We start from the raw sequence: 23,176 nt of genomic DNA on the forward strand, positions 1-23,176 counted from the left end.
TTCCCACCAATAAAAAAGCAGAGCTCATAAGCTCTGCTTTTTTCTGTCTAGAACCTAGAGCACTAGATTATAGAGTAACGGTAATCTATTTATGACTCGAGTAGTACCGTCGCCACCGCATAATGGCGCTCATCGGAAATAGTCAGATGAATCGACTTTGTACCACTCGCTTCTGCGATTTCACGCGCCTTTTTATGTAGGCTTAGAACGGGCTTGCCATGCTCATCGTTTGAAATCTCGAAATCGTGAAAGGTCACACCCAGCGCGATACCCGTGCCCAACGCCTTAGAGGCCGCTTCTTTGGCAGCAAAGCGTTTTGCAAGGTAACGTCCTTTTTGCTTCAGTTGCTGAAATACTTCAAACTCAGAGTCGGTCAAAATACGCTGAGCAAAAGCGTCGCCACTTCGTGACAGCGCCTTTTCAACACGTTCGATTTCTGCGATATCTGTACCTAATCCAACAACAGCCATGTTTACCCTACTACCAAGCTTCTATCTATTAACTCTACTAATTAGTCGCTTACGACTTAACGCTTACTGTCTAGAAAATTAAGCGTTGTTGCGTGCTGTTTCCATCACGGCTTTCATGTCTGCAACGGCTTTATTCAAACCATCAAAGACTGCGCGTCCCATGATCGAGTGACCGATGTTCAACTCGTAAATCTCAGGAAGTGCCGCAATCGGCGCTACGTTATGATAAGTCAGACCATGACCCGCATTCACTGTGATACCAAGATCGTCCGCGTAGCTTGCGCCTGCAGCAATCTTTTTAAGCTCATCTTGCTGATCTTCTTCTGTTTTCGCATCAGCGTAATGACCAGTATGCAGTTCAATGAACGGTGCGCCACACGCTTTTGCTGCGTCGATTTGCTCACGATCTGCATCGATAAACAGAGATACTTTGATACCTGCAGCCGACAGTTTTTCCGTCGCTGCTTTGATCTTTTCAAGTTGACCAACCACGTCCAAGCCGCCTTCTGTGGTCAGCTCTTCGCGCTTTTCTGGAACTAGACAAACGAACTCAGGATTAGTATCGAGTGCAATTTGCACCATCTCGTCGGTCACTGCCATCTCTAAGTTCATGCGAGTCTGGATTGTCTCAGCAAGAATACGTACATCGCGATCAACTATATGACGGCGATCTTCGCGCAGGTGAATGGTAATGCCATCAGCACCCGCACGTTCAGCAATTTCAGCTGCGTGTACTGGATCTGGGTATTTAGTACCACGTGCATTACGTAGTGTAGCAATATGGTCGATATTAACGCCTAAAAGGATTGAGCTCATTTTCCAATACTCCGTGCTCTAGAGAGGGCTATTGTTGGCATAAATAGCTCTCTACTTTTTAATGGTTTGCCGCCAAGATACGGCTTTAAGGCTATGCGTGTAAAGCGTTTTGCTGCTTTTAACTGCTCTTTAGTGATAAACCTACGTTCACTAATTGCGATAAGTTCATCGCCCATAAATGTCAGGTTATCTCGACGTACAGAAGCGATGAAACCTTTCTGCTCTCGATAGCGATAAGTCATACTTGGATCGATCGCTTCACCGGTACCAGCACAATGCAAAAAGTCGACGCCATACCCCATAGCGGAAAGTAGAGCCAATTCAAAACGACGTAGCGCTGGCTCAGGGTTCTCATTATGAGCGAGTTCGGTTAAAGCATGAAGATAGTCGTGAAAAAATGCGGGCATGGCCACTTCAGCCATCAACACACGGCCAACTAGCTCATTGACATACATAGCGGAATACAGATTAATACCGGCAAGAGGAAGCCCCAAGCTGATGGGTTCGGCTTGGCGTAACGTTTTCATTGAACCATTGCCAGACCACTTAAGCAGTAGCGGCGTAAAAGGTTGCAATGCCCCTTTCAAATTAGAACGCTTACTCCTTGCACCTTTAGACATCAACGTCACCCTTCCATACTCTTCACTGAAGACGTCCAGAATTAGGCTCGACTCACTGTATGGTCGACGGTGCAACACAAAGCATCGCTGTAACCCTTCGCTCAATCACTTACCCTTCTTACCGATACAAAAAGAGAGAGTTCGCACTCTCTCTTGAAATTATATTCAGTTCAACTTTCTTAATCTCAGAAAGTGACGTTCAATATATTATAGATCGTCGATGTAGCCTAACGAGCGAAGTGCACGCTCATCATCAGCCCAACCAGATTTAACTTTAACCCAAGTCTCTAGGTAAACCTTACGACCGAACAGTTCTTCCATGTCGATACGCGCTTCACGACCAATCGTTTTGATCTTCTCGCCCGCTTTACCAATCACCATCTTCTTCTGACCAGTACGTTCAACAAGAATCAAAGCATTGATGTGGAAGCCATCGTTATCAGGGTTGTAATCGAAACGCTCGATCTCAACCGTTACTGAGTAAGGTAGCTCTTCGCCTGTGAATCGCATCAGTTTTTCACGGATGATTTCAGAGGCCATAAAGCGCTGTGAACGATCCGTTACGTACTCTTCAGGGAAGTGATGCGTCGCTTTAGGTAAAGCGTTACGCACGTGCTTACGCAGTACATCGATATTCTTACCTTGCTTCGCCGAGATTGGTACAACATCAAGGAAGTCCATCTTCTTAGACACTTCCATCATGTGCTGCATCACGTCAGTACGGTCTTGAACGTTGTCTACCTTGTTAATACAAAGGACCACTGGGAAATCTGTTTTTCTCAGCTTGTTCAGTACCATTTCATCGTCGTCAGTCCAGTGAGTACCGTCAACAAGGAAAAATACTAGGTTTACATCGCTCAGTGAGCTGTTCGCCGCACGGTTCATCAAACGGTTGATTGCACGCTTTTCTTCGATATGAAGTCCAGGAGTATCAACGTAGATCGCTTGGTAATCACCTTCAGTTTCTACGCCCATAATACGGTGGCGTGTCGTCTGAGGTTTACGTGATGTGATCGAGATTTTCTGACCCAAAATATGGTTCAGAAGCGTCGATTTACCAACGTTTGGTCGACCCACGATAGCGATAAAGCCACAGTGTTGGTTTTCCGGTAATACGGTTTTTTTGCTATCCGATGAAAAGAATGCATCGATATCGAAATCTTGATTGTTATCAGACATTGCTTAGTTGCTCTAATGCTGTTTCAGCAGCCGCTTGTTCTGCCTTGCGGCGGCTAGTACCTTTACCGATAACAGGTTTATCCACACCTGCCACTTCACACTCAACCGTAAACTCTTGGTTATGTGCTTCACCTTTAATATTAGTCACTGTGTAGACAGGCAGAGGATTTCTTCGACCTTGTAAAAACTCTTGTAAGCGAGTTTTTGGATCTTTTTGAGAGACACCAGGTTGAATCGCATCCAGGCGAGATTGGTACCAGCTTAAAATGATACTGCGCACCATCTCAGTATCACTATCTAAATAGATAGCCCCGATAATCGCTTCAACAGCATCCGCTAGAATAGAGTCACGGCGGAAACCGCCACTCTTCAACTCACCTGGACCTAATTTTAAGTAATCTCCTAGCTCGAATTCACGACCTAGTTCTGCCAATGTATGACCACGCACTAAAGTTGCACGCATGCGGCTCATATCACCTTCATTTACCTTAGGAAAACGGTGGTAAAGATCATCCGCGATAACAAAACTTAAAATTGAATCGCCCAGAAACTCAAGACGTTCGTTATGTTTACCCGCGGCGCTGCGATGAGTCAGCGCCAAATGGATAAGATCGGCATCATTAAACTGATAGCCAATCTTTCTCTCTAGTTTATCAATTGGAGAATTCATGCTCTCTCGATGTAGTATGTGATCGATTAATGAATCCCACCGATGCGATTAAAACGCACACCAGTAGGAATCCATGCTGGAAGTATACTGTCAGTACCGCGTTCGAATTCAAAACTGATCCAAATAGCAACGGCCTTACCAACAAGGTTTGCTTCAGGGACAAAGCCCCAGTAACGGCTGTCTGCACTGTTGTCACGGTTATCCCCCATAACAAAGTACTCGCCTTCTGGAACGATCCACTCGTTGACACCATGACGAGGCTGATATGCTTGAACACGATCGCGACGCAATGGATTCACTAGAATCTGATGTTCCACGTCTCCAAGCTGCTCTTTCATCTGAATCAAAGGCACACCATCTTGGGTGAATGGACTCTCTTCAACATGATTGAGCTTCACGGTTTCACAGCGGCTTGTCCCTTTCGCTTGAATACAGATCTCTTTGTTACTGTAACGAATGGTATCACCAGGCATACCAACAACACGTTTAATGTAGTCGATACTCGGTTGAAGTGGGTACTTAAATACAATGGCATCGCCACGTTCTGGCTTGCCTATGTCTACCAATTGAGTGTGCCATACCGGATCTTTTAGACCGTACGCGTACTTCTCAACTAAGATAAAGTCACCCACTAACAGTGTTGGCATCATTGAGCCTGACGGAATCTGAAACGGTTCATAGATAAATGAGCGTAAAACCAAAACAAAGGCAATAACGGGGAAAATGGACACACTATTTTCAACCCACCAAGGCTGAGCTGTAACTTTGGCACTGGTTTCAGCGTCTAGACCATTTGATTGTGCTTCAACGTCAGCAAGCTTTTGCTGGCGCTTCTTCGCCCACACCAACTTCTCCAACGTCCATACAATGCCGGTCACTAGAGTTACGATCACTAAGATAAGCGAAAATGTATTAGCCATTGATATCCCTTAAATTTCATTTCTTTAAAAATAACGAAAGTGAAAGAGCATAACTCTTTCACTCTGCTTGATATTTCTAATGCGGTTCAACCATGTTCACTCACTGCTTATCCAATTTTGTAAACAGCGAGTACGATTGATATCTAGTCTTTTCCAACGTGAAGAATTGCTAGGAACGCTTCTTGAGGCAGTTCAACATTACCGATCTGCTTCATGCGCTTCTTACCTTCTTTTTGTTTCTTAAGAAGTTTCTTCTTACGACTGATATCACCACCGTAACACTTCGCAATCACGTTCTTACGCAGTTGTTTCACTGTCGAACGAGCAATGATGTGGTTACCAATTGCGGCTTGAATCGCGATATCAAACATTTGACGAGGGATGAACTCTTTCATCTTCTCAACCAGTAGACGACCACGAGACTGTGCGATGTCTTTATGAGTAATGATCGCCAATGCATCAACCGTTTCACCATTCAGCAATACGTCGACACGAACCATCTTAGACATTTCAAAGCGTTGGAAGTTGTAATCCAATGATGCATAGCCACGTGAGGTTGACTTCAAACGGTCGAAGAAGTCTAGAACCACCTCGGCCATTGGTAGGTCGTATGTCACAGCGACTTGTTTACCGTGGTAAACCATATCAACTTGAACACCACGTTTTTCTACACACAAGGTGATCACGTTACCTAAGTAGTCAGACGGAACCAGGATATTACAACGAGCGATAGGCTCACGAATTTCCTCTATATCATTAATTGCTGGCAATTTAGCCGGGCTATCAACGTACAAAATCGTTTTATCTGTTTTGACAACTTCATACACTACGGTTGGTGCCGTCGTGATCAGGTCTAGGTCGTATTCACGCTCTAAACGCTCTTGGATGATTTCCATGTGAAGCATTCCTAAGAAGCCACAACGGAAACCAAAACCAAGTGCTGCTGAACTTTCTGGTTCGTAGAACAGTGATGCATCGTTAAGGCTTAATTTACCGAGTGCGTCACGGAAGTTTTCATAATCATCAGACGATACTGGGAATAGACCCGCATACACCTGAGGTTTCACTTTTTGGAAGCCAGGTAGACGTTCTGTACAGCCGCCTTTCGCCAGCGTCAACGTATCACCAACCGGGGCGCCAAGAATGTCTTTAATACCACAAACAACCCAACCAACTTCGCCAGTATTTAGCTCCGTTGTGTCGATTTGCTTAGGTGTGAAGATACCGAGACGGTCAACACCCCAAACTTGGCCTGTCGACATCACTTTAATCTTGTCGTTCTTCTTCAGCTTACCGTTTTTAATACGAACCAAAGAAACAACACCAAGGTAGTTATCAAACCAAGAGTCGATGATCAGCGCTTGTAGAGGCGCTTCTGGATCACCTTCCGGTGGTGGGATAGCCGTTACGATGTTTTCAAGAACGTCTTCAACACCTAAACCGGTTTTCGCAGAACAGCGCGTCGCTTCCATCGCGTCGATACCAACGATCTCTTCGATTTCTTCAGCTACACGTTCAGGTTCAGCCGCTGGCAGGTCAATCTTGTTCAAGATTGGCACGACTTCCAGCTCCATTTCTATCGCGGTGTAACAGTTTGCTAGAGTTTGTGCTTCAACACCTTGCCCAGCATCCACGACAAGTAGCGCGCCTTCACAAGCCGCGAGAGAGCGAGAGACTTCGTAAGAGAAGTCTACGTGTCCAGGAGTATCGATAAAGTTAAGTTGGTAAGTTTCACCATCTTTAGCTTTGTAATCCAAAGTCACACTTTGCGCTTTAATGGTAATACCACGCTCGCGTTCTATATCCATAGAATCGAGGACTTGAGCTGCCATCTCACGTTCACTTAACCCTCCACAAACTTGGATTAAGCGGTCAGAAAGGGTCGACTTACCGTGGTCGATGTGGGCGATTATCGAAAAATTACGAATGTGCTTCATAGGCTTGGTGTGACTAAACTCTTTGAATAGGGATAATAAGAAAACCGCCATGCTTCCAATTTGTATTCTGCATTGGTGGCGGCATTTCAATCAAGTTGGCAGATTCTACCCAATTTAAGGGCAAGACGCATCATAAATTAGACGAGAGGCTCACCTAGAATTCGAATCAAGACGACTTCCTGCTTGGATTTATCTTCCATGGGTTTAGCTAAGCGCTTCGCTAAAGCAATACCACCAGCAGTAAATAGTGCAGCACTGAGTATAATCACCCCTTCCCCCCCATCGAGTAAGGGTTGTAATAAGAGTTGCCCAAAACCAGCACCTATCATCAACATGAAAAGTGGAATCAGATAAACAATGGCCGCCGACTGAAGCAGGCTTTTTTCGGGGAAACCTATCTCTACGATTTGCCCTTCTCTCACCAGGCTTTGTGTTTTCAACTGCCAAAACAGAGACTTATTGCCAACAGCCTTAGTCACAATACCTGTACCGCAACTTTTTTGAGAAGAGCAACTACTGCAACTGGTTTGTTGTTCACAGCTCAGTTGAACAAAATAGTGTTTACCTTTTTGTTCGACTGAGCTAACCGTTGCCAGTGCGGTCATCATTGCACTGGTACCGAATGGTTAAACGTTACGGATTGAGCAATGCGCTTTGCCGTTGCCGGTGGAATATCACCAACCACAGAGATTTCTTTGTCACCAATGACTAAGCTATGTAAGGTTCTGCGTCCTTGACGAACCAACTGGCCCCTCAATGAATGCTCGTCTTTATCAGCAATGTACACCGAAAAACTGAACAGTCCATCACTGAAAAGCTGACTTTCGACCATTTGGTTGGTCGCCGCTATTTGGTAACGACTGAGCTCTTTTGACTGAAACCCTTCAGGAACCCAAGACGCTTGCCAATTGGTTTCACTGACCAAGCCTTCTGGTAACGACAAAACTTTCGGCAGTTTTGCTTGGTTTAACCCGCCCATCGCCTCCGCAATTTTATCGTTCACCACGTAAGATATTGTACGGTACTGCTCCAAAACTTCACCATCACGGTCTAAAAGATCAGCGCGTAAAGGAAGGTTCGTTTTTTCATCTACCCAAACCACATAAGAGTAACGAAGGCCATCTTTCGGCACGATGCGTAACACCTGCGCCGTGCTACCCGCTTCACGAGAGCGACCAACTTTTACGAAATCGTAGTATTGTTTGAGAGCGTCGACATCTCGATTAATCATCGGAATGACGGGGGCAACCATGCTACCAGATTCAATGGTAAATGGCTCTGTACCCGGCTCAATGTAGCTCACTTCGTTACCACGTCGAATGACTTCACGGACAGGACCGCTTAAGTAAACGAGGTGTGCAAGTTGTTGGTCGTTGTTTACTGCATGACGATAAAGCAAAGGCTCAATGCTGTTCTTCTTTATCAATATGTAAGAGAGTTCATAATTTAGATGCTGACTGGCCTCGCTCATTTGATGCAACAACGCCTTTGCAGTGGTTTCCTCTGCAAAGGCTGTTGGAGATATCAAACTGAGCAGTGTCAGTGCACTGACCAGGATTTTCTTCATTCAATGTCCGATTCTAGATGTGCATCTTGTGTCGCCGATGCATTGCTGTTTAGTCTTAGCTGTAGCTCATAATCTTCTAACAATGCATGAACGCGTTTGCGTTGTTCTTGCAAATTCGCTTCAGATGTAGGCTTCTCGATAGAGTCTCGTGTCAAGCTCACCGGTTCAGCAGACCCTGAAAATGGAATGGTTTGCAGCACAGGTAATTGCTCTGGTGTTGCGGGGTCATTACCACCGTATTGCTGAACACCTAAAACAACCACTAATGAGACACACGCAGCAACAGCAACCTGTCCAAACTGTTGTAACCAAGCTGGTAGCTGACGCTTCGCTTGTTGAGGTTTAGGCTGCTCTTCGATAGGGGCGACAGTAGGCTCAACATTGACTTGATGCTGATTCCACATTGAACCATGTACTGGTTCATTATCAAGCGCTGCAGCGACATTGAGAGCAATGTTCCATTCTGGAGTTTCTGGCGTATCACCACGCATGACATCCCCAATTAAATGATAACTCTGCCAGGTATCCATGCTTTCTTGATCCGATTCGAGATCTACAATGAGAGCTTTATCGACCGTTTCACCATCCATGAGTGCCGAAAGCTTTTCTTTATCAGCCATTATTTTCACCATAATTATTACAAGTTTAGCGTTGTAAAAGAGGTTTAATTTTCTTTTCCACCGCTTCTCGAGCTCGGAAAATACGCGAACGTACGGTTCCTACAGGGCAATCCATTACTTCTGCAATCTCTTCGTAGCTCAAACCTTCGAGCTCTCGCAATGTCATTGCAGTTTTCAAGTCTTCAGGTAACGCTTCTATCGCTCCAAAAACGACTTGTTTCAATTCTTTTGACAACGTTAAGTTCTCAGGGTTCGATATTTCTTTTAATGCACTGCCTGTTTCGTAATATTCAGCATCTTCTGCATCGACATCCGTCGCAGGCGGCCTGCGGCTCTGGGCTACGATATGATTTTTAGCGGTATTCACGGCAATTCGGTATAACCATGTATAGAAGGCACTCTCGCCACGAAAGTTAGGGATCGCGCGGTAAGCTTTAATAAAAGCTTCTTGTGCTACATCAGGTACATCACCGGAATTATTCACGTATCGAGAGATAAGATTACAGACTTTGTTTTGATACTTAACCACTAATAAGTTAAATGCCTGCTTATCTCCACTCTGAACTCGCTCAATCAGCACTTGATCGGTTAGCTGCTCGTTCATTCGAGCGGGTACTCCTATTGTTATCACCCTTACCTTCACAGATATGGGTACTAATTATGAGAAATGTAATATTGACACCACCGTCTACAAGAGCATTATTGTGACTGAGCCAAATACCGAAAGTTCAACTTTCTTAAAATTATTTGCCATTATTGTTTCACAATGTGATGTAATAAAAATAGATGTCCCTATACATTTAGGGCAATTTGAGCAAAAGCAACGGTATTGAGCAATTAAATATTTCTAGATAGCTGTCTATATCTTGATTTTGCGTAGTGTTTTAGGGTGACTATTAGAAGACTATAACATTCTTACTGCAACGCCTAGAACAAGACAAAGTCAATTGAGAGTGGACAACTCGACTATAGCCTGGGATTGAATAAGTTTTATGAACGCAAACCGTGAACATCAGTGTGATGTATTAGTGGTAGGGAGTGGTGCGGCAGGCTTGTCATTAGCCTTACGTGTAGCTGAACATGCAAAAGTAATTGTATTAAGCAAAGGACCACGCAGCGAAGGATCGACGTATTACGCACAAGGTGGTATCGCCGCGGTATTCGATGAGTCGGACAGTATTGAGTCTCATGTAGAAGATACTCAAATTGCCGGTGCTGGATTATGCGAAGAAGATACCGTTCAATTCATTGCTGAAAATGCGAAAGAGTGTGTGCAATGGCTGATTGATGGCGGTGTTCCATTTGATAAAGATGAGAACAGCACTGAAGGCCAACCCAAATATCACCTCACTCGTGAGGGGGGCCACAGTCACCGCAGAATTCTGCACGCTGCCGATGCCACTGGCATGGCAATGCAAACCTCACTACAAGATAACGTCAACAATCACCCAAATATCGAGATTTTCGAGCGCCACAATGCGCTGGATTTGATCACTGAAGATAAGATTGGCGGCTCGAAAGACAAAGTTATTGGTGCCTATATTTGGAACCGTAACCAAGAACACGTTGAAACCGTGCGCGCAAAATTTGTTGTACTCGCAACAGGCGGCGCTTCAAAAGTTTACCAATACACCTCTAACCCAGACGTCTCTTCAGGGGATGGGATTGCTATCGCTTGGCGTGCAGGTTGTCGTGTGGCAAACCTTGAGTTCAACCAGTTCCACCCGACTTGCTTATTCCACCCAGAAGCACGTAACTTCCTACTAACGGAAGCACTGCGTGGTGAAGGTGCATACCTACGCCGCCCAGACGGTTCTCGTTTCATGAAGGACTTTGATGAACGCGGTGAACTGGCTCCACGTGATGTGGTTGCTCGTGCAATCGACTTCGAAATGAAGCGACTAGGTGCAGACTGCATGTATGTTGATATCAGTCACAAGCCTGAAGAGTTCATCACAACGCATTTCCCGATGATCCACACTCGCTTGATGGACTTGGGCATCGATATGACCAAAGAGCCAATCCCTATCGTGCCTGCCGCTCACTACACTTGTGGTGGCGTCATGGTCAATAAAGACGGTCAAACGGATCTGCAAAACCTCTACGCGATTGGTGAAGTAAGTTATACCGGCCTACACGGTGCAAACCGTATGGCATCAAACTCACTGCTAGAATGTGTGGTTTACGCGTGGTCAGCTGCGAAACACATCGTAGAGAACATCGAACAATCTCAACTTTGTGCTGAACTTCCTGCATGGGATGAAAGCCAAGTCACCAACAGTGATGAAGAAGTGATTATCCAGCATAACTGGCATGAGCTACGCCTATTCATGTGGGATTACATGGGCATTGTACGAACCGATAAACGACTAGAACGTGCATTACGTCGAATTCAGATGCTGCAGCAAGAAACTCATGAGTACTACAGCTACTTCAAGGTTTCGAACAACCTGTTAGAACTGCGTAACTTGCTGCAAGTGGCTGAGCTAATGGTTCGCTGTGCGATGCAACGCAAAGAGAGCCGCGGCCTTCACTACACATTGGATTACCCTGAACTTGCAGAAGACAGTGGCCCAACGATTTTGACGCCAGAGAAGCGCTAACCGCAACTAGGCACATTAGCCAATCGCGACAAGTCATGAAACGAAAAGGAGCCGAGTGCTCCTTTTTCTTTATTTATCGCTCTCTTTGCAAATGCGCCAAAAAGTGTCGATATTCTCCCTCACAGCAACTGTCTCGCCAAAGCAATACCGAGTGCCCGCATTCAAACTGCAATTTAACGAAGAACTGCGCCCAGATCTTATCAACGGACTTGAGTCGGTAAGTTCGGTTATTCAGCCTGATCTCACCATCTTCTTTGTAATCAAAACATCCATGGGCACTGTTTAGAATCGCATGATTGGTTTGGAACAAATTGATCAACAGCGCTAAACAATAGAGACTAGCCGCCAGAGGGATAGAAGACAGGACGATGGAAAACAAAAGGCACCCAAAAAGCGTGCCTTTTGTACATAATGCGGAATATGAAGGGGTAAGCTGAAGCTTAACGAACCTTGCTGAGGTTATGTGCAACAATTTTATCAACCATTGAAGCATGGCCTAGATTTTCACTGCGCCCATGTCCCATTACCCAAGTAAACAGATCTGGGTCATCACACTCTAATAGAGAAACAAAGTCGCGCTGTTCCTGCTCTTGCAATGAATCAAAACACTCTTCAAAAAATGGCATGATAACGACATCAAGCTCTAACATGCCACGACGGCAACCCCATTTAATTCGTGCTTTCTGCTCTACGGTGTACATTGGCTATCCTCACCTATAATTTCTCTTTCTCTGAGTGTACCAAGTCATACGCTCCGCAACTACTGTGTGAGTCACAGTCCCTATCTAAGCTCACAAAAAACCTAGGCTGACAAAGAAACAGAACCGGATTAACATAGGACTAACTAAAATGCTTAGGAAAGATAAAATGGATTGGAAAAACACATTTCAGCCACTTGCTCATACGCAAAATGAATCGCTTCCAGAACTGATGATGACACACGTATCAGATTGGAGTGCTATTACCATGATAGGCGATGACAAAAAATCATACCTGCAAGGTCAAGTAACGTGTGATGTCGTGACTCTTCCTAATGATGAATCCACATTAGGCGCACACTGTGACGCGAAAGGAAAGGTATGGAGTATCTTCCGCCTGTTCCATCACAATGGCGGCTACGCTCTCATGCAGCCTAAATCTGCGATTGAACGAGAGTTAGTTGAAATCAAAAAATACGCCGTGTTCTCTAAAGTGGATATTGAGCAAACGTCTGACGTTGTTATCGGTGTGATGGGCCCTTCAGCGGATCAATACATTGACTCTATTTCAGAAAGCCAAGCTAACGTGCGAGCACTCTCTGGTGGTACTGCGGTTAAAGTTTCGGATAATCGTTGGGCACTGCTCATTACCGAACAAGCTGCTGCAACCTTAGTATCGAGCAGCTCAGCAGCTAAAGTATCGGAAGCGCTTTGGCAGTATCATGAAATTCTTGATGCTCAGCCTAACGTAACGAAAGCAGAGCAAAACGAGCACATCCCTCAAGCGCTTAACCTGCAAGCGATTGGCGGTATCAGCTTTTCAAAAGGCTGTTACACAGGTCAAGAAACCGTTGCTCGTGCCAAGTATCGGGGCATCAACAAACGTGAGATGCGCATTGTTTCCGGGACGACAGCAGAAGCATTGTCTCTAGAAAATACAATTGAACTGGAGCGCAGTGTCGGTGAGAACTGGCGTGGCGCAGGCCGACTATTAAACGTCTATCAATTTGCTGATAACCAAGCGGTTGGTTTGATGGTACTGCCAAACAACCTTGATGACGATGTCCAGCTTCGATTGACTGCACAACCTGATCAAGCATGGAATATTCTGCCATTGCCTTACAGCCTCAACGACGAGTAACCGCGTGGAAACTCTGATTACACAATGGCTGGATCAACAGCAGGTGGACTATCGCCTGCTGATACAAAGCAAGCCAACCACCAGCATCGAAGAGACCGCGCAAGAGCGAGGCATTGACGCCTCTCAAATGGTGAAGTGCATCCTACTCAAGGATATGGGTAACCAATATGCGTTAGCCTGTACCGCCGGTGATCGTTCTATCGATCCTAAGAAAGTGCGCTCAGTGCTCAATTGCCGCCGAATGACCTGCGTATCACTAAAAGATGTTGAATCCATTACTGGTTTTCAAGTCGGATGTGTCGGCCCCATTGCGCTAAAGAGGCATATGCCGATCATTTTTGACCCTTCAATTCAAAACAACACCACCGTTACCATTAGCTCCGGCGAGCGAATGGCAGGTATCGCTCTAGCTCCCGGTGATCTTATGGCACTCTGCACACCCATTGTTGCGGCCATCAGTCGATGATCCTTTCGCTCGCAAACTTGATCTAAACTTTTCATTCAATACATTTTTCGTGTGAATGTCGTCGTAATAAAAGCGTATGATCAATGATTCTTTAGTCAAGATAAGGGCATAAGTAGTCACACCATGCAATTTGCGTTATGGTAACTTTACTGACGAACCTATAGGCAAATCAGTACAAGTGAATCCACTGAGTAACATCAGCATCCACTTTTGTGTAATGCATCTGTGACTATTCGCCCGTTTTAGACGGGCTTTTTTTATGCCTAAATTTTACAATTTTATTACACAAAAACAAAAAGAACGCCTATTCTTATATCTGTAACATCTCTACTGCTTAATAACTAAACAGGAAAGTTCATGGCGGTTTCCTTACTCACTATTATTTTGAGGAGAAGCTCACGTAAAAATGGATATTTACTACAAAAAGTGCTTAGAACAGCACAAATATCTAATTAACGTCAACTCTACTGCATATTAATCCACGCTTATCACAATTATTATTTCGGATTTTTTCTACAATATGCTGGCTAAGTAAATATAAGGATAATTAAGAATGAGACTGTTTAAGCGCTATACACCGGGTATGATTGCTAAACATGTAAGTCGACTTTTCAAAGGACGAATCTACATTTACGGCGTCGGAAAATTTGAGTTTGATCATGGCAAACTCGTATTACCGGAGCGAGCAGAAAAACGTCACTTTCAAACCGTGAAAGAGATCAACAATGAAATCATGAAACTGCGTTGCGCATACGCCTAATCTGATTATCTAAAGAATTAAAAACAAAAGGGTTGGCATATTAATGCCAACCCTTTTTAGCGATTCTAATTCTGAGCCTCATATTTTGCCGCGAGTTATTCTTTAAAACGACTCAACAGCTTAGCTATTGAGTGGCTATCGGTAAGTCATGGGACGTTTCGCTAAATCAGGAAGGTTTCCGGATAGGCCGAGCGCCCTTTTCATTATTTCATCTTTTGCGCCAGGCAGCTGGCCCGCAAGCTTCATACCGATACCACGAATCAACTTCTTAGCTGGATTATCGCCTTCAAACAGATCTTTAAAACCCTGCATAGAGGCAATCATTTTGGCCGCCTCTGCTTTTCTCCAGCGTTCATAGCCACGGAGGTGACGCTTGGTACCGATGTCCTCGCCTGCGGCCCATAGCTTTAGCAACTCTTGCGCTAAGCTTGCTGCGTCTAATAGACCCAGGTTCACGCCCTGCCCGGCTAACGGGTGAATGGTATGTGCAGCATCCCCCACTAAAGCCACACGTTCTACAACAAAGTCACGCGCATAACGCATACGCAGTGGAAAGGCAAAACGCTCACCCACCACTTCGCATAGCCCAAGTTTTGAGTCAAACTCAGCCGTCAGTTGCTTATTAAAATCAGCATCCGACATAGATACAAGTGTCTCGGCACGATTGGGGTCTGTAGACCAAACAATCGAGCTCATGTTGCTCGGTTGCATTGGTAGGAATGCCAATGGGCCTTGAGGTGTGAATATTTGACGAGCAACGCTGTGATGCGGCTCTGCGGTTTTGATGTTCGCAACAATCGCACTGTGCCCATAATCCCAATGCGTTAGAGGAATATCTTGCTGCTTACGAACCCAAGAGTTCGCGCCATCCGCGCCCACGACTAACTTAGCGGTCAATGCTTGGCCATTGTCTAGAGTTAACCATGCTTCACTTTCACCAATCGCCATCGTTTTGCACGTGGCGGGCATATACAGGCTGACATTGTCTTGCTGCTTAACCTGATCAAGCAGTGCCAGTTGAATCACGCGGTTTTCAACGATATGACCGAGATTCGGCTGAGCCAAGCGTGTCGAGTCAAACTCGATGCGAGCAAAGCTGTCTTGTTCCCACACTTCCATCGCTTGGTAGGGCGCAGCACGTCTTTGCTCAATGCCTTGCCATGCACCTAGGTTACGTAAAATGACTTCACTAGAACGACTCAATGCAGACACTCGAACATCCGGCAGTTCACTCAGCCCTTCATTGGGTGCTCTGCCCTCTATGACGGCGACTCTTAAGTCACTGTCTTTCAGAGCAACAGCAAGCGCTAGGCCAACCATGCCACCACCAACAATCGCGATATCAACACTTTGCATCATTATTTTCTACCTTATCTTTTTACTAGGCCAAGCGTATGACGCAAAAGTGGACCTTTAAGTGGTGGAAGGTTATCGATTACCGCTAACCCAAGATTACGCCCAATGCGAGCGGTCAAAAAATTGTTTGAGAACAGATGAACTAGGCTTGAAGTCAGCGTGATCGTTGTGTCTCTATCTTGTTCTCTACGTTTTCTAAAGTTAACAAGACCACGGTAACGCCCCACATCATCTAACTGAGTACATAACTCTTCCGCTAAGGATGCCACATCTCGGATGCCGAGATTAAAGCCTTGACCCGCAATCGGGTGAAGCGTTTGAGCGGCATTTCCGACAATCGCAAAGCGATGAGAAATATTCTGCTGGCGGTGACGAAGAATCAGTGGGTAACTGGCACGCTTGCCGACTTTCTCTAGTCGACCAAGTCGCCAACCAAAGTCGCTCTGCAACCGTTCAAGAAATTCGTCGTCAGTTAAGGTCATCACTTTTTGTGCTTGCTCTGGGGGCAAACACCAAACCAGCGACAAACGGTTGTCACTCATCGGCAATAGAGCAACAGGTCCATGCTCAGTAAAGCGCTCAAAGGCGCGACCTTGATGGGGTTCACTCGCCATAATATTGGCGATCACAGCGACTTGCTCAAAGTCATGCTCATTCAATGAGATATTAAGTTGCTGACAACAGGTTGAGATAGCACCATCCGCTGCAACCAGCAACTGAGTTGTTACCGTTTGTCCACTTGTCATCTCAATCGTTATGAACGATTGCTCACGTTCAACTTTATTGACAGACTCAGGGCAAAGTATCGTAATTGCGGGTTCAGCCTCAAGCTTCTGCTGATAGATTCGTCCCACATCCGCCAATTCCACCACGTAGCCAAGCGCATCAACAGCCAGATTGTCACTGTAGATGTCCGTCATCCCGGCATGTCCTCGATCCGATACATGGATATCTTTAATCGGGGTTGCGACCGGAGCGATCGATTGCCACAAGTGTAAAGAATCAAGGATCTGCACCGTGCCATAAGACAAAGCGATCGAACGAGAATCAAAACCGGGGTGAGCTTGATGATCAACCTGATAAGGCTCCACTACTGCTATCGATAGTGAACCTTGGCTTAGGTGATTCAGAGCAAGGGCTAAGGTTGCCCCCGCCATTGCGCCACCAGCAATTACAACATCATACTGAGCCATCATAACCTCAAACAATCAAGCGAATTAGTGAATGGTTGGCGCCGAATCTTCAGATGGGCGAGCACCAAACTCAGCATGAATCGTTAATGCGCACGCTTTTACATGCTCAATCACGTGCTCTAGAAGCTGCGCTTGTTCTTCCATGTCATCATCTTCGTCAATGCCTAGCTTTGCCATCTCTTCAAGATCAGCTAACGCTTCTTTGGTATCGTCAGACGCTTTATTCAATTGAGCGCCAACCAGACCTAAACCTGAAATGAAATGGTTAATCCAATCTGATACACCGTCCGCAAGATCAAACAAGCTTGCACTTGCGTCTTCGTCTGGCAGTAACATAGACAATTCCATGCCTGAACCGGTGATTTCACTGCTCGTGACTTTGAGTGTCGCTTCCGCTAGCGTTAATGCGCGATCGGGCCAACCCATGCCTTCATTGGTGTAATCAAAGATCAGGGGTTGCCAGCTTTTATCTGCCAGGTTTAAGCCTCCGCTCAACATACCCGTTAACAGACCATGCATCTCAGCTGGGTTTACGGCTAGGCTCGCCGATTGAAGTTCAGTCGCAACCGTTAGATAATCAGGTAAAGTCGTTTCACTCATCAGTAGTTCGCTCAGTTATTCTTGATATCGATAATATAATCGTACCACTTCACCCCAATTCTGGTAAGCGTCGATACCAAGCAATTGAAGAGTGACTGACTACCAATTGTTCAATTTGCTGAATTACTGTGTGCTCAAGCTCTCATTTACAAACAGTCACTCTGAAAAGCTTGAATCTTAATAGCGGTTTACCTATAGTTTCTCCCTCAGAGGAGATTGCTTCCTCATCGGTACTTGCGCTTTTTCTTTTAAAAAAAAGATAAAGAGCAGAAGCCTTAAAATAGCGCGTTAAAGAGTTCATCCATCATGAGTAATCAAGCGGTAGACGTTGAAATATTAGGAAAACTGACTCGAGTGAATTGTCCTCCAGGGCAAGAAGAGTCATTGATTGCAGCTGCGGCCGATCTTGATAATCGATTGAAAGAGATGGCTGAACGTACTAAGGTAACTAATGAAGTGAAGCTGCTAACGATTGCAGCTCTGAATATTTGCTATGAATTACAAACGAAAAAGTTTGAAGCAAATGATGAACAAAACGCACTGACCGAGCGTATGGAATTGCTCACGACATCACTGTCAGATGTCCTCAGTAAAGTTAAGCACGGACAGCAATAGCGTACACAAAATTTACCCTGGAGTGTTTGTCAGAGGATTTACGTCCCCGAGCCGATAAGCAATCCCTAAGGGTTAGTACTTGAGTGCTATTGAGCATGCTCGGCCCGACCGAGAAGCCTACGGTAATCATTGCTGATCCGCCTTGAACTCGCTGGTTCAAGGGCCATCTATTCTCAACGGCACTTTGGGGTATCCCTTCTTATGCAGACGCTCACACGCAGCGAATTTCGCAAACAGATCCGCATCAAACGCAATGCCTTGTCTGGCGAACAGCAAACTCAATCCGCTTTAGATTTAGTCCAGCAGTGCGCTCAACTGACTGAGATCCAGTCAGCTCAGCATATAGCGCTCTATATCTCTATTGATGGCGAACTCGATACCCAACCTTTAATCGAGTGGTTATGGTCGCAAGGTAAACAAACGTATTTACCAGTATTGCACCCCTTCTCTAGCGGGCACTTATTGTTTCTGCACTACTCTCCAACCACTCCCACGGTATTAAATAAATATGGCATCGTAGAGCCTCAACTGAATCAAATGCTGGTTAAGCCTTGCCATCAACTCGACCTTATCTTCGCCCCCCTTGTTGGTTTTGACTCTCGAGGGCATCGCTTAGGCATGGGCGGCGGATATTATGATCGCACTCTGGCGAAGTGGTTTGAGACAGGCAGTGGCGCAACGCCAATTGGTTTGGCTCATGATTGCCAACATGTCGATACCTTACCGACAAAAGAGTGGGACATTCCGTTACCTAAAATAGTGACTCCGAGTAAAACTTGGCAATGGGAAAACAACCATTAAAGCGCTATAATCCCGCCGCAAACGTTAACCTCAATATAGAAACGTTAACTTCAATACGCGAACGATTAATTCAAAGCACAATACCTTATTCAGGAGAATGGCATGACTCAAGATGAAATGAAAAAAGCAGCGGGCTGGGCAGCACTTCAATATGTTGAAGAAGGCAGCATTGTCGGCGTTGGCACTGGTTCTACAGTAAATCACTTCATCGACGCGCTTGGCACAATGAAAGAGAAAATCAAAGGTGCGGTTTCAAGCTCTGTCGCTTCTACTGAAAAACTGGAAGCACTAGGCATCAAAGTTTTTGAGTGCAACGACGTTTTCAAACTGGATGTTTATGTTGATGGCGCAGATGAGATTAATGCTTCACGCGACATGATCAAAGGCGGCGGCGCTGCTCTCACTCGTGAAAAAATCGTCGCGGCTATCTCTGATAAGTTTGTGTGTATTGTTGACGGAACTAAAGCTGTTGATGTGCTGGGTAAATTCCCACTGCCTGTTGAAGTGATTCCAATGGCACGTTCATACGTTGCACGTGAACTGGTGAAACTGGGTGGTGACCCCGTTTACCGTGAAGGCTGCACCACGGATAACGGTAACATGATCTTAGATGTTTACGGTATGGCGATCGAAAATCCAAAACAGTTAGAAGACATCATCAATGGTATTGCTGGTGTTGTTACTGTCGGTCTATTCGCTCACCGTGGCGCTGATGTAGTGATCACTGGCACACCTGAAGGTGCAAAAATTGAGGAATAAATAAAAAATATTCATTTTTTGTTGTTTCATTACATACGGCGCCCAAGGGCGCCGTTATTTTTGCTTTTTCCCATAGAATTATGTCTTATTCCGTAATTTTCTTACCCAAAACATTTTTTTTTTGTTACTTTATTGTTCAGAAGACGCACAAGGAAACGTTTGTCTCCCAACAAAATGGTGAATTTGCTTCCCCTTTCTGCCATTTTGCAGCACGTGCGCCGCATTTGCCCAACCTTCCCATTTTAAGGACGAGAATAATGGCTAAAGTTTCACTGGAAAAAGAAAAGATTAAGATTCTACTTCTGGAAGGTCTTCACCCTTCTTCTGTAGAAGTATTGCAAGCCGCAGGTTACACAAACATTGAGTACCATAAAGGCTCTCTACCTGAAGAAGAGCTTCTTGAAGCGGTTAAAGATGCTCATTTCATCGGTATTCGTTCTCGCACGAACCTTTCCCAAAACGTTATTGATGCTGCTGAAAAATTGGTTGCTATCGGCTGTTTCTGTATTGGTACTAACCAAGTTAACCTTAAAGCGGCAGCAAAGCGCGGTGTCCCTGTGTTCAATGCCCCATTCTCAAACACTCGAAGTGTTGCAGAACTTGTTCTTGGTCAGATTCTATTGCTACTTCGTGGCATTCCAGAAAAGAACGCGCTTGCTCACCGTGGCATCTGGAAAAAAAGTGCCGACAACTCTAACGAAGCTCGTGGTAAGCGTCTAGGTATTATTGGTTACGGCCATATCGGTACTCAACTGAGTATTATTGCGGAAAACCTTGGTATGCGCGTTTACTTCTTCGATATTGAAAACAAACTGTCGCTAGGTAACGCAACTCAAGTTCACACCATGACTGAATTGCTGAACAAGTGTGACGTGATCTCTTTGCACGTACCCGAAACCAACGAAACGAAAAACATGATGGGTAAAGAAGAGTTCGAGCGCATGAAGCCTGGATCTATCTTTATTAATGCAGCACGCGGCACGGTCGTCGATATTCCTGCTCTATGTGGTGCTCTGGAATCTGGCCACCTTTCTGGTGCGGCGATCGATGTTTTTCCAACAGAACCAAAAACCAATGCAGACCCATTCGAGTCTCCATTAATACAATTCGACAATGTTATCCTAACGCCTCACGTGGGTGGTTCAACTCAAGAAGCGCAAGAGAATATTGGTGTCGAAGTGGCAGGTAAACTCGCAAAATACTCTGATAACGGCTCTACGCTATCGAGTGTTAACTTCCCTGAAGTATCGCTACCACTGCATACTGGCACATCTCGCTTGCTACACATCCACGAAAACCGCCCTGGTATTCTGACTCAAATCAATACCATCTTCGCTGAAGAAGGGATCAACATTGCAGGTCAATACTTGCAAACAACTGCTGATATGGGATACGTGGTTATTGATGTAGAAGCCGATCGATCAGAAGAAGCTCTGCTTAAACTGAAAGAGATCGAAGGCACCATTCGAGCACGCTTACTGCATTAATCATCGAATTCAATAGGCATAAAAAAGGCTCTCATCATGAGAGCCTTTTAGCATTTAGCCTATCGTAGGTAATGAGATCATCATGATCTAAAAACTGCGATAATGACCTCGTCACTCTTCTATATGGTAAATCACATCCACACGATCGCGAATCGTGATCGTTGAATCTTCATAAGAGTTTGATTCTGTTCTTGCATCCATTGCCATTGAACGCATAAGTACTGGCTGAGAAGGTTGTGCGTTGTAGTCTATACGCCATACGTCGCCGAGCTTACGCTCAAAACCACTCGCTAATGATTTCGCTTTTGATGTTGCATCTTTAATGGCTGCTAAGCGCGCTTGCTCTTGATACTTAGCTTGGTCGCGAACTTGAAGCTGGATGTTATCAATCTGATTAATACCCTCTCCAATGGCGATATCCATGTACTCATTGAGATTCGCGAGCTTAGTCACTTGAACCGTCACATTACGTGAGGCTCGGTAGCCAACTAATTCAGGTTTGCCACCTTTCGGGTAGTGGTATTGAGGCGACAAATACAAGTTCGAACTATGGACGCTCGCTTCTTCTACCCCCGCTTTATGAAGCTTATTTAAGAAACCCGTCACCACTTTATCAACGGTATTTTTCGCCTGTTCAGCGGTCATTGTCGATTCAACAACTCTCACAGAGAATGTCGCCATATCGGGTTTCGCGATCACTTCACCATAACCGGTCGTTGAAATATGCGGAAAGGATGGAGAGCCCGCTAAGGATGGAAAACTCACAACGCTCAATATTGCAGTGAAAGTAAGAGACGTTGCTAACATCTTTGGTACAAACTTCATGAGATAGACCTATGCTAAACAAATATACTTTCATCATAGAGCAATTTGCAGTTTAGCCAATTCAGATACGCACTTCTAACAGAACTTTGACGCTTGAAAAAGCAACGATTTACTGAGGTAAGTGATTGTGAGCAAAACTCAATATCGCTTGAGATATCTCTTTTAGGACTCCACTCTCTAGCTGCCAATGGTGCCAATAGATGCGATAAGACAACAGAAAGCCAGGGGTAATATCAATAAGAGCTCCTGATTCTAGCTCATCGATGATCTGTAATCGAGGAATCAGACAGTAGGCAACGCCCGACAACGCTAAACGTACGAACGCTTCCGAGCTACCGACCGTATGGTTAATGACACTGTCTCTTGGCACATTAAAATGATCATGCAGAAACTTTTTATGCAGATCATCGTACTGATCATACGAAACCGCCGGGGCTTTACTGAGTGTTGTGTAACTCACTCCCTCGGAGAAATAGCGGTCATAAAAATCAGAACTAGCCACACAGACATAGTCCATCCTACCAAGATAGTCGGCACTACAACCCGGAAGAGCTTGAGACTCCAAACTGATCGCCCCAGCAACCTCACCACTTTTGATCTTATCAAGGGTTCTAGACTCACCATGAATCGCGAGGTTCAACTCAACGTTACGAGACTTCATCACATCAGATAGAGCTGGCAGTAACCATGTCGCCAAGCTATCAGCATTAGTAGCAATGGAGATCGATAGTGGCTGAGTAACGTCTTCATTCATTAACTCAGGCACAAGCTCGTGCTCTAATAATCGAACCCGCCGGTACAAGCCCAGCAACTTTCTTCCGGCCGGTGTTGGCCTTGGTGGGCTTTCTCTCACGAGAGCCGGCTGAGCTAACCACTTTTCTAGCTGCTTGATACGCTGAGACACTGCTGACTGGGAGATATATAACTGCTCAGCAGCTCTCTCAAAGCTACGTTGTTTCACAACGGCATCCAGAGCTTCTATCCATTTATAATCCAATCCACGCATCAATTTGCTTCCTTTTTAAGCTAACTCACCATTACATTAGCAACTCTAATAATGGATTAAAATCATT

The 23,176-nt window shown here is 45.2% G+C and carries 26 protein-coding genes and 1 other RNA gene; 9 read left to right on the forward strand and 18 right to left on the reverse strand.

Annotation, left to right across the window (positions count from 1 at the left end; translation table 11 throughout):
- Positions 1 to 89: 89 nt before the first annotated feature.
- The 11 genes from acpS to rpoE all read right to left on the reverse strand — a co-directional run bounded on the left by acpS (position 90) and on the right by rpoE (position 9,403).
- Complete coding sequence (gene acpS, locus OCU36_RS11480) at positions 90 to 470, reverse strand: holo-ACP synthase (protein WP_017077798.1); 381 nt, start codon at positions 468 to 470, stop codon at positions 90 to 92.
- A gap of 78 nt (positions 471 to 548) precedes the next feature.
- Positions 549 to 1,286, reverse strand: coding sequence for a pyridoxine 5'-phosphate synthase (pdxJ, locus tag OCU36_RS11485; protein WP_009847651.1), 738 nt, complete (start codon positions 1,284 to 1,286; stop codon positions 549 to 551).
- On the reverse strand, positions 1,283 to 2,011 hold the full coding sequence (gene recO, locus OCU36_RS11490; protein ID WP_012604785.1) for a DNA repair protein RecO: 729 nt from the start codon (positions 2,009 to 2,011) through the stop codon (positions 1,283 to 1,285). The genes pdxJ and recO overlap by 4 nt, the downstream gene beginning before the upstream one ends.
- Before the next feature lie 102 nt (positions 2,012 to 2,113).
- A complete protein-coding gene (gene era / locus OCU36_RS11495; RefSeq protein ID WP_261838114.1) occupies positions 2,114 to 3,085 on the reverse strand; it encodes a GTPase Era in 972 nt (323 codons plus the stop codon).
- Complete coding sequence (rnc, locus tag OCU36_RS11500) at positions 3,078 to 3,755, reverse strand: ribonuclease III (protein ID WP_261838115.1); 678 nt, start codon at positions 3,753 to 3,755, stop codon at positions 3,078 to 3,080. Before rnc ends, era begins: the two co-directional genes overlap by 8 nt.
- Before the next feature lie 26 nt (positions 3,756 to 3,781).
- A complete protein-coding gene (gene lepB, locus OCU36_RS11505; protein ID WP_261838116.1) occupies positions 3,782 to 4,675 on the reverse strand; it encodes a signal peptidase I in 894 nt (297 codons plus the stop codon).
- Positions 4,676 to 4,818: 143 nt separating this feature from the next.
- On the reverse strand, positions 4,819 to 6,612 hold the full coding sequence (lepA, locus tag OCU36_RS11510; RefSeq protein ID WP_261839733.1) for a translation elongation factor 4: 1,794 nt from the start codon (positions 6,610 to 6,612) through the stop codon (positions 4,819 to 4,821).
- A 137-nt stretch (positions 6,613 to 6,749) separates the two neighbouring features.
- The gene (locus tag OCU36_RS11515; protein WP_261838117.1) at positions 6,750 to 7,220 is read right to left on the reverse strand and encodes a SoxR reducing system RseC family protein; all 471 of its coding nucleotides are present in this window, start codon (positions 7,218 to 7,220) and stop codon (positions 6,750 to 6,752) included.
- Positions 7,217 to 8,179 carry a sigma-E factor regulatory protein RseB gene (rseB, locus tag OCU36_RS11520; RefSeq protein ID WP_261838118.1) on the reverse strand — a complete coding sequence of 321 codons (963 nt, stop codon included), beginning with the start codon at positions 8,177 to 8,179 and terminating at the stop codon, positions 7,217 to 7,219. The genes OCU36_RS11515 and rseB overlap by 4 nt, the downstream gene beginning before the upstream one ends.
- On the reverse strand, positions 8,176 to 8,799 hold the full coding sequence (locus tag OCU36_RS11525; protein ID WP_261838119.1) for a sigma-E factor negative regulatory protein: 624 nt from the start codon (positions 8,797 to 8,799) through the stop codon (positions 8,176 to 8,178). Before OCU36_RS11525 ends, rseB begins: the two co-directional genes overlap by 4 nt.
- Positions 8,800 to 8,824: 25 nt before the next feature.
- Positions 8,825 to 9,403, reverse strand: a complete 579-nt coding sequence (rpoE, locus tag OCU36_RS11530; RefSeq protein WP_008223963.1) for an RNA polymerase sigma factor RpoE — start codon at positions 9,401 to 9,403, stop codon at positions 8,825 to 8,827.
- Between the two features lie 388 nt (positions 9,404 to 9,791).
- Between rpoE and nadB the strand changes: the two genes are divergently transcribed.
- Positions 9,792 to 11,402, forward strand: a complete 1,611-nt coding sequence (nadB, locus tag OCU36_RS11535; protein WP_261838120.1) for an L-aspartate oxidase — start codon at positions 9,792 to 9,794, stop codon at positions 11,400 to 11,402.
- A gap of 73 nt (positions 11,403 to 11,475) precedes the next feature.
- Here nadB and OCU36_RS20045 read toward each other — a convergent pair whose 3' ends face one another.
- On the reverse strand, positions 11,476 to 11,895 hold the full coding sequence (locus OCU36_RS20045; protein ID WP_315972661.1) for a protein YgfX: 420 nt from the start codon (positions 11,893 to 11,895) through the stop codon (positions 11,476 to 11,478).
- Positions 11,843 to 12,103 (reverse strand): FAD assembly factor SdhE, encoded by a 261-nt coding sequence (locus OCU36_RS11545; RefSeq protein WP_261838122.1) that lies wholly within the window; start codon positions 12,101 to 12,103, stop codon positions 11,843 to 11,845. Before OCU36_RS11545 ends, OCU36_RS20045 begins: the two co-directional genes overlap by 53 nt.
- 166 nt (positions 12,104 to 12,269) lie before the next feature.
- On the opposite strand from OCU36_RS11545, the gene ygfZ reads away from it, so the two are divergent.
- From ygfZ to OCU36_RS11560, 3 genes are all read left to right on the forward strand, one after another.
- Positions 12,270 to 13,241: a tRNA-modifying protein YgfZ gene (ygfZ, locus tag OCU36_RS11550; protein WP_261838123.1), complete on the forward strand. Its 972-nt coding sequence runs from the start codon at positions 12,270 to 12,272 to the stop codon at positions 13,239 to 13,241.
- Between the two features lie 4 nt (positions 13,242 to 13,245).
- Entirely contained in the window at positions 13,246 to 13,707 is a 462-nt protein-coding gene (locus tag OCU36_RS11555; protein ID WP_261838124.1) for an aminoacyl-tRNA deacylase, read from the forward strand.
- Between the two features lie 553 nt (positions 13,708 to 14,260).
- The gene (locus OCU36_RS11560) at positions 14,261 to 14,467 is read left to right on the forward strand and encodes a DUF1107 domain-containing protein (protein ID WP_261838125.1); all 207 of its coding nucleotides are present in this window, start codon (positions 14,261 to 14,263) and stop codon (positions 14,465 to 14,467) included.
- Positions 14,468 to 14,602: 135 nt separating this feature from the next.
- Here OCU36_RS11560 and OCU36_RS11565 read toward each other — a convergent pair whose 3' ends face one another.
- The 3 genes from OCU36_RS11565 to OCU36_RS11575 are packed head-to-tail and all read right to left on the reverse strand — an operon-like array spanning position 14,603 to position 17,616.
- The gene (locus OCU36_RS11565; RefSeq protein ID WP_261838126.1) at positions 14,603 to 15,826 is read right to left on the reverse strand and encodes an FAD-dependent 2-octaprenylphenol hydroxylase; all 1,224 of its coding nucleotides are present in this window, start codon (positions 15,824 to 15,826) and stop codon (positions 14,603 to 14,605) included.
- An 11-nt stretch (positions 15,827 to 15,837) separates the two neighbouring features.
- Entirely contained in the window at positions 15,838 to 17,016 is a 1,179-nt protein-coding gene (gene ubiH / locus OCU36_RS11570) for a 2-octaprenyl-6-methoxyphenyl hydroxylase (RefSeq protein WP_261839734.1), read from the reverse strand.
- A 24-nt stretch (positions 17,017 to 17,040) separates the two neighbouring features.
- A complete protein-coding gene (locus tag OCU36_RS11575; RefSeq protein WP_261838127.1) occupies positions 17,041 to 17,616 on the reverse strand; it encodes a YecA/YgfB family protein in 576 nt (191 codons plus the stop codon).
- 306 nt (positions 17,617 to 17,922) lie between these two features.
- On the opposite strand from OCU36_RS11575, the gene zapA reads away from it, so the two are divergent.
- The 5 genes from zapA to serA all read left to right on the forward strand — a co-directional run bounded on the left by zapA (position 17,923) and on the right by serA (position 21,278).
- Positions 17,923 to 18,231 (forward strand): cell division protein ZapA, encoded by a 309-nt coding sequence (gene zapA / locus OCU36_RS11580; protein WP_261838128.1) that lies wholly within the window; start codon positions 17,923 to 17,925, stop codon positions 18,229 to 18,231.
- Between the two features lie 11 nt (positions 18,232 to 18,242).
- Positions 18,243 to 18,426, forward strand: a non-coding RNA gene (gene ssrS / locus OCU36_RS11585) — 6S RNA.
- Positions 18,427 to 18,432: 6 nt separating this feature from the next.
- Positions 18,433 to 19,032: a 5-formyltetrahydrofolate cyclo-ligase gene (locus OCU36_RS11590; protein ID WP_261838129.1), complete on the forward strand. Its 600-nt coding sequence runs from the start codon at positions 18,433 to 18,435 to the stop codon at positions 19,030 to 19,032.
- Between the two features lie 102 nt (positions 19,033 to 19,134).
- Entirely contained in the window at positions 19,135 to 19,791 is a 657-nt protein-coding gene (rpiA, locus tag OCU36_RS11595; protein WP_261838130.1) for a ribose-5-phosphate isomerase RpiA, read from the forward strand.
- A gap of 257 nt (positions 19,792 to 20,048) precedes the next feature.
- Positions 20,049 to 21,278, forward strand: a complete 1,230-nt coding sequence (gene serA / locus OCU36_RS11600) for a phosphoglycerate dehydrogenase (RefSeq protein WP_261838131.1) — start codon at positions 20,049 to 20,051, stop codon at positions 21,276 to 21,278.
- Positions 21,279 to 21,389: 111 nt separating this feature from the next.
- Here serA and OCU36_RS11605 read toward each other — a convergent pair whose 3' ends face one another.
- Together OCU36_RS11605 and OCU36_RS11610 are read right to left on the reverse strand one after the other, a co-directional pair.
- Positions 21,390 to 22,103, reverse strand: coding sequence for an oxidative stress defense protein (locus tag OCU36_RS11605; RefSeq protein WP_261838132.1), 714 nt, complete (start codon positions 22,101 to 22,103; stop codon positions 21,390 to 21,392).
- A gap of 109 nt (positions 22,104 to 22,212) precedes the next feature.
- Positions 22,213 to 23,109 carry a LysR family transcriptional regulator ArgP gene (locus OCU36_RS11610; protein ID WP_261838133.1) on the reverse strand — a complete coding sequence of 299 codons (897 nt, stop codon included), beginning with the start codon at positions 23,107 to 23,109 and terminating at the stop codon, positions 22,213 to 22,215.
- Positions 23,110 to 23,176: the final 67 nt, after the last annotated feature.

The sequence above is a fragment of the Vibrio artabrorum genome (genome assembly GCF_024347295.1).
GTDB lineage: Bacteria > Pseudomonadota > Gammaproteobacteria > Enterobacterales > Vibrionaceae > Vibrio > Vibrio artabrorum.

Excerpts from the sequence above, each read along its gene's own strand:
- lepA (WP_261839733.1), bottom strand. The coding sequence starts at position 6,612 with ATGAAGCACATTCGTAATTTTTCGATAATCGCCCACATCGACCACGGT.
- OCU36_RS11605 (WP_261838132.1), bottom strand. The coding sequence starts at position 22,103 with ATGAAGTTTGTACCAAAGATGTTAGCAACGTCTCTTACTTTCACTGCA.
- serA (WP_261838131.1), top strand. The coding sequence starts at position 20,049 with ATGGCTAAAGTTTCACTGGAAAAAGAAAAGATTAAGATTCTACTTCTG.
- OCU36_RS11560 (WP_261838125.1), top strand. The coding sequence starts at position 14,261 with ATGAGACTGTTTAAGCGCTATACACCGGGTATGATTGCTAAACATGTA.
- pdxJ (WP_009847651.1), bottom strand. The coding sequence starts at position 1,286 with ATGAGCTCAATCCTTTTAGGCGTTAATATCGACCATATTGCTACACTA.
- OCU36_RS11525 (WP_261838119.1), bottom strand. The coding sequence starts at position 8,799 with ATGGCTGATAAAGAAAAGCTTTCGGCACTCATGGATGGTGAAACGGTC.
- OCU36_RS11610 (WP_261838133.1), bottom strand. The coding sequence starts at position 23,109 with ATGCGTGGATTGGATTATAAATGGATAGAAGCTCTGGATGCCGTTGTG.
- rpiA (WP_261838130.1), top strand. The coding sequence starts at position 19,135 with ATGACTCAAGATGAAATGAAAAAAGCAGCGGGCTGGGCAGCACTTCAA.
- OCU36_RS20045 (WP_315972661.1), bottom strand. The coding sequence starts at position 11,895 with ATGCTTCAATGGTTGATAAAATTGTTGCACATAACCTCAGCAAGGTTC.
- rpoE (WP_008223963.1), bottom strand. The coding sequence starts at position 9,403 with ATGAACGAGCAGCTAACCGATCAAGTGCTGATTGAGCGAGTTCAGAGT.
- lepB (WP_261838116.1), bottom strand. The coding sequence starts at position 4,675 with ATGGCTAATACATTTTCGCTTATCTTAGTGATCGTAACTCTAGTGACC.
- rseB (WP_261838118.1), bottom strand. The coding sequence starts at position 8,179 with ATGAAGAAAATCCTGGTCAGTGCACTGACACTGCTCAGTTTGATATCT.
- OCU36_RS11575 (WP_261838127.1), bottom strand. The coding sequence starts at position 17,616 with ATGAGTGAAACGACTTTACCTGATTATCTAACGGTTGCGACTGAACTT.
- OCU36_RS11565 (WP_261838126.1), bottom strand. The coding sequence starts at position 15,826 with ATGATGCAAAGTGTTGATATCGCGATTGTTGGTGGTGGCATGGTTGGC.
- zapA (WP_261838128.1), top strand. The coding sequence starts at position 17,923 with ATGAGTAATCAAGCGGTAGACGTTGAAATATTAGGAAAACTGACTCGA.
- OCU36_RS11545 (WP_261838122.1), bottom strand. The coding sequence starts at position 12,103 with ATGTACACCGTAGAGCAGAAAGCACGAATTAAATGGGGTTGCCGTCGT.
- OCU36_RS11515 (WP_261838117.1), bottom strand. The coding sequence starts at position 7,220 with ATGATGACCGCACTGGCAACGGTTAGCTCAGTCGAACAAAAAGGTAAA.
- ygfZ (WP_261838123.1), top strand. The coding sequence starts at position 12,270 with ATGGATTGGAAAAACACATTTCAGCCACTTGCTCATACGCAAAATGAA.
- ubiH (WP_261839734.1), bottom strand. The coding sequence starts at position 17,016 with ATGGCTCAGTATGATGTTGTAATTGCTGGTGGCGCAATGGCGGGGGCA.
- OCU36_RS11590 (WP_261838129.1), top strand. The coding sequence starts at position 18,433 with ATGCAGACGCTCACACGCAGCGAATTTCGCAAACAGATCCGCATCAAA.
- nadB (WP_261838120.1), top strand. The coding sequence starts at position 9,792 with ATGAACGCAAACCGTGAACATCAGTGTGATGTATTAGTGGTAGGGAGT.
- era (WP_261838114.1), bottom strand. The coding sequence starts at position 3,085 with ATGTCTGATAACAATCAAGATTTCGATATCGATGCATTCTTTTCATCG.
- acpS (WP_017077798.1), bottom strand. The coding sequence starts at position 470 with ATGGCTGTTGTTGGATTAGGTACAGATATCGCAGAAATCGAACGTGTT.
- rnc (WP_261838115.1), bottom strand. The coding sequence starts at position 3,755 with ATGAATTCTCCAATTGATAAACTAGAGAGAAAGATTGGCTATCAGTTT.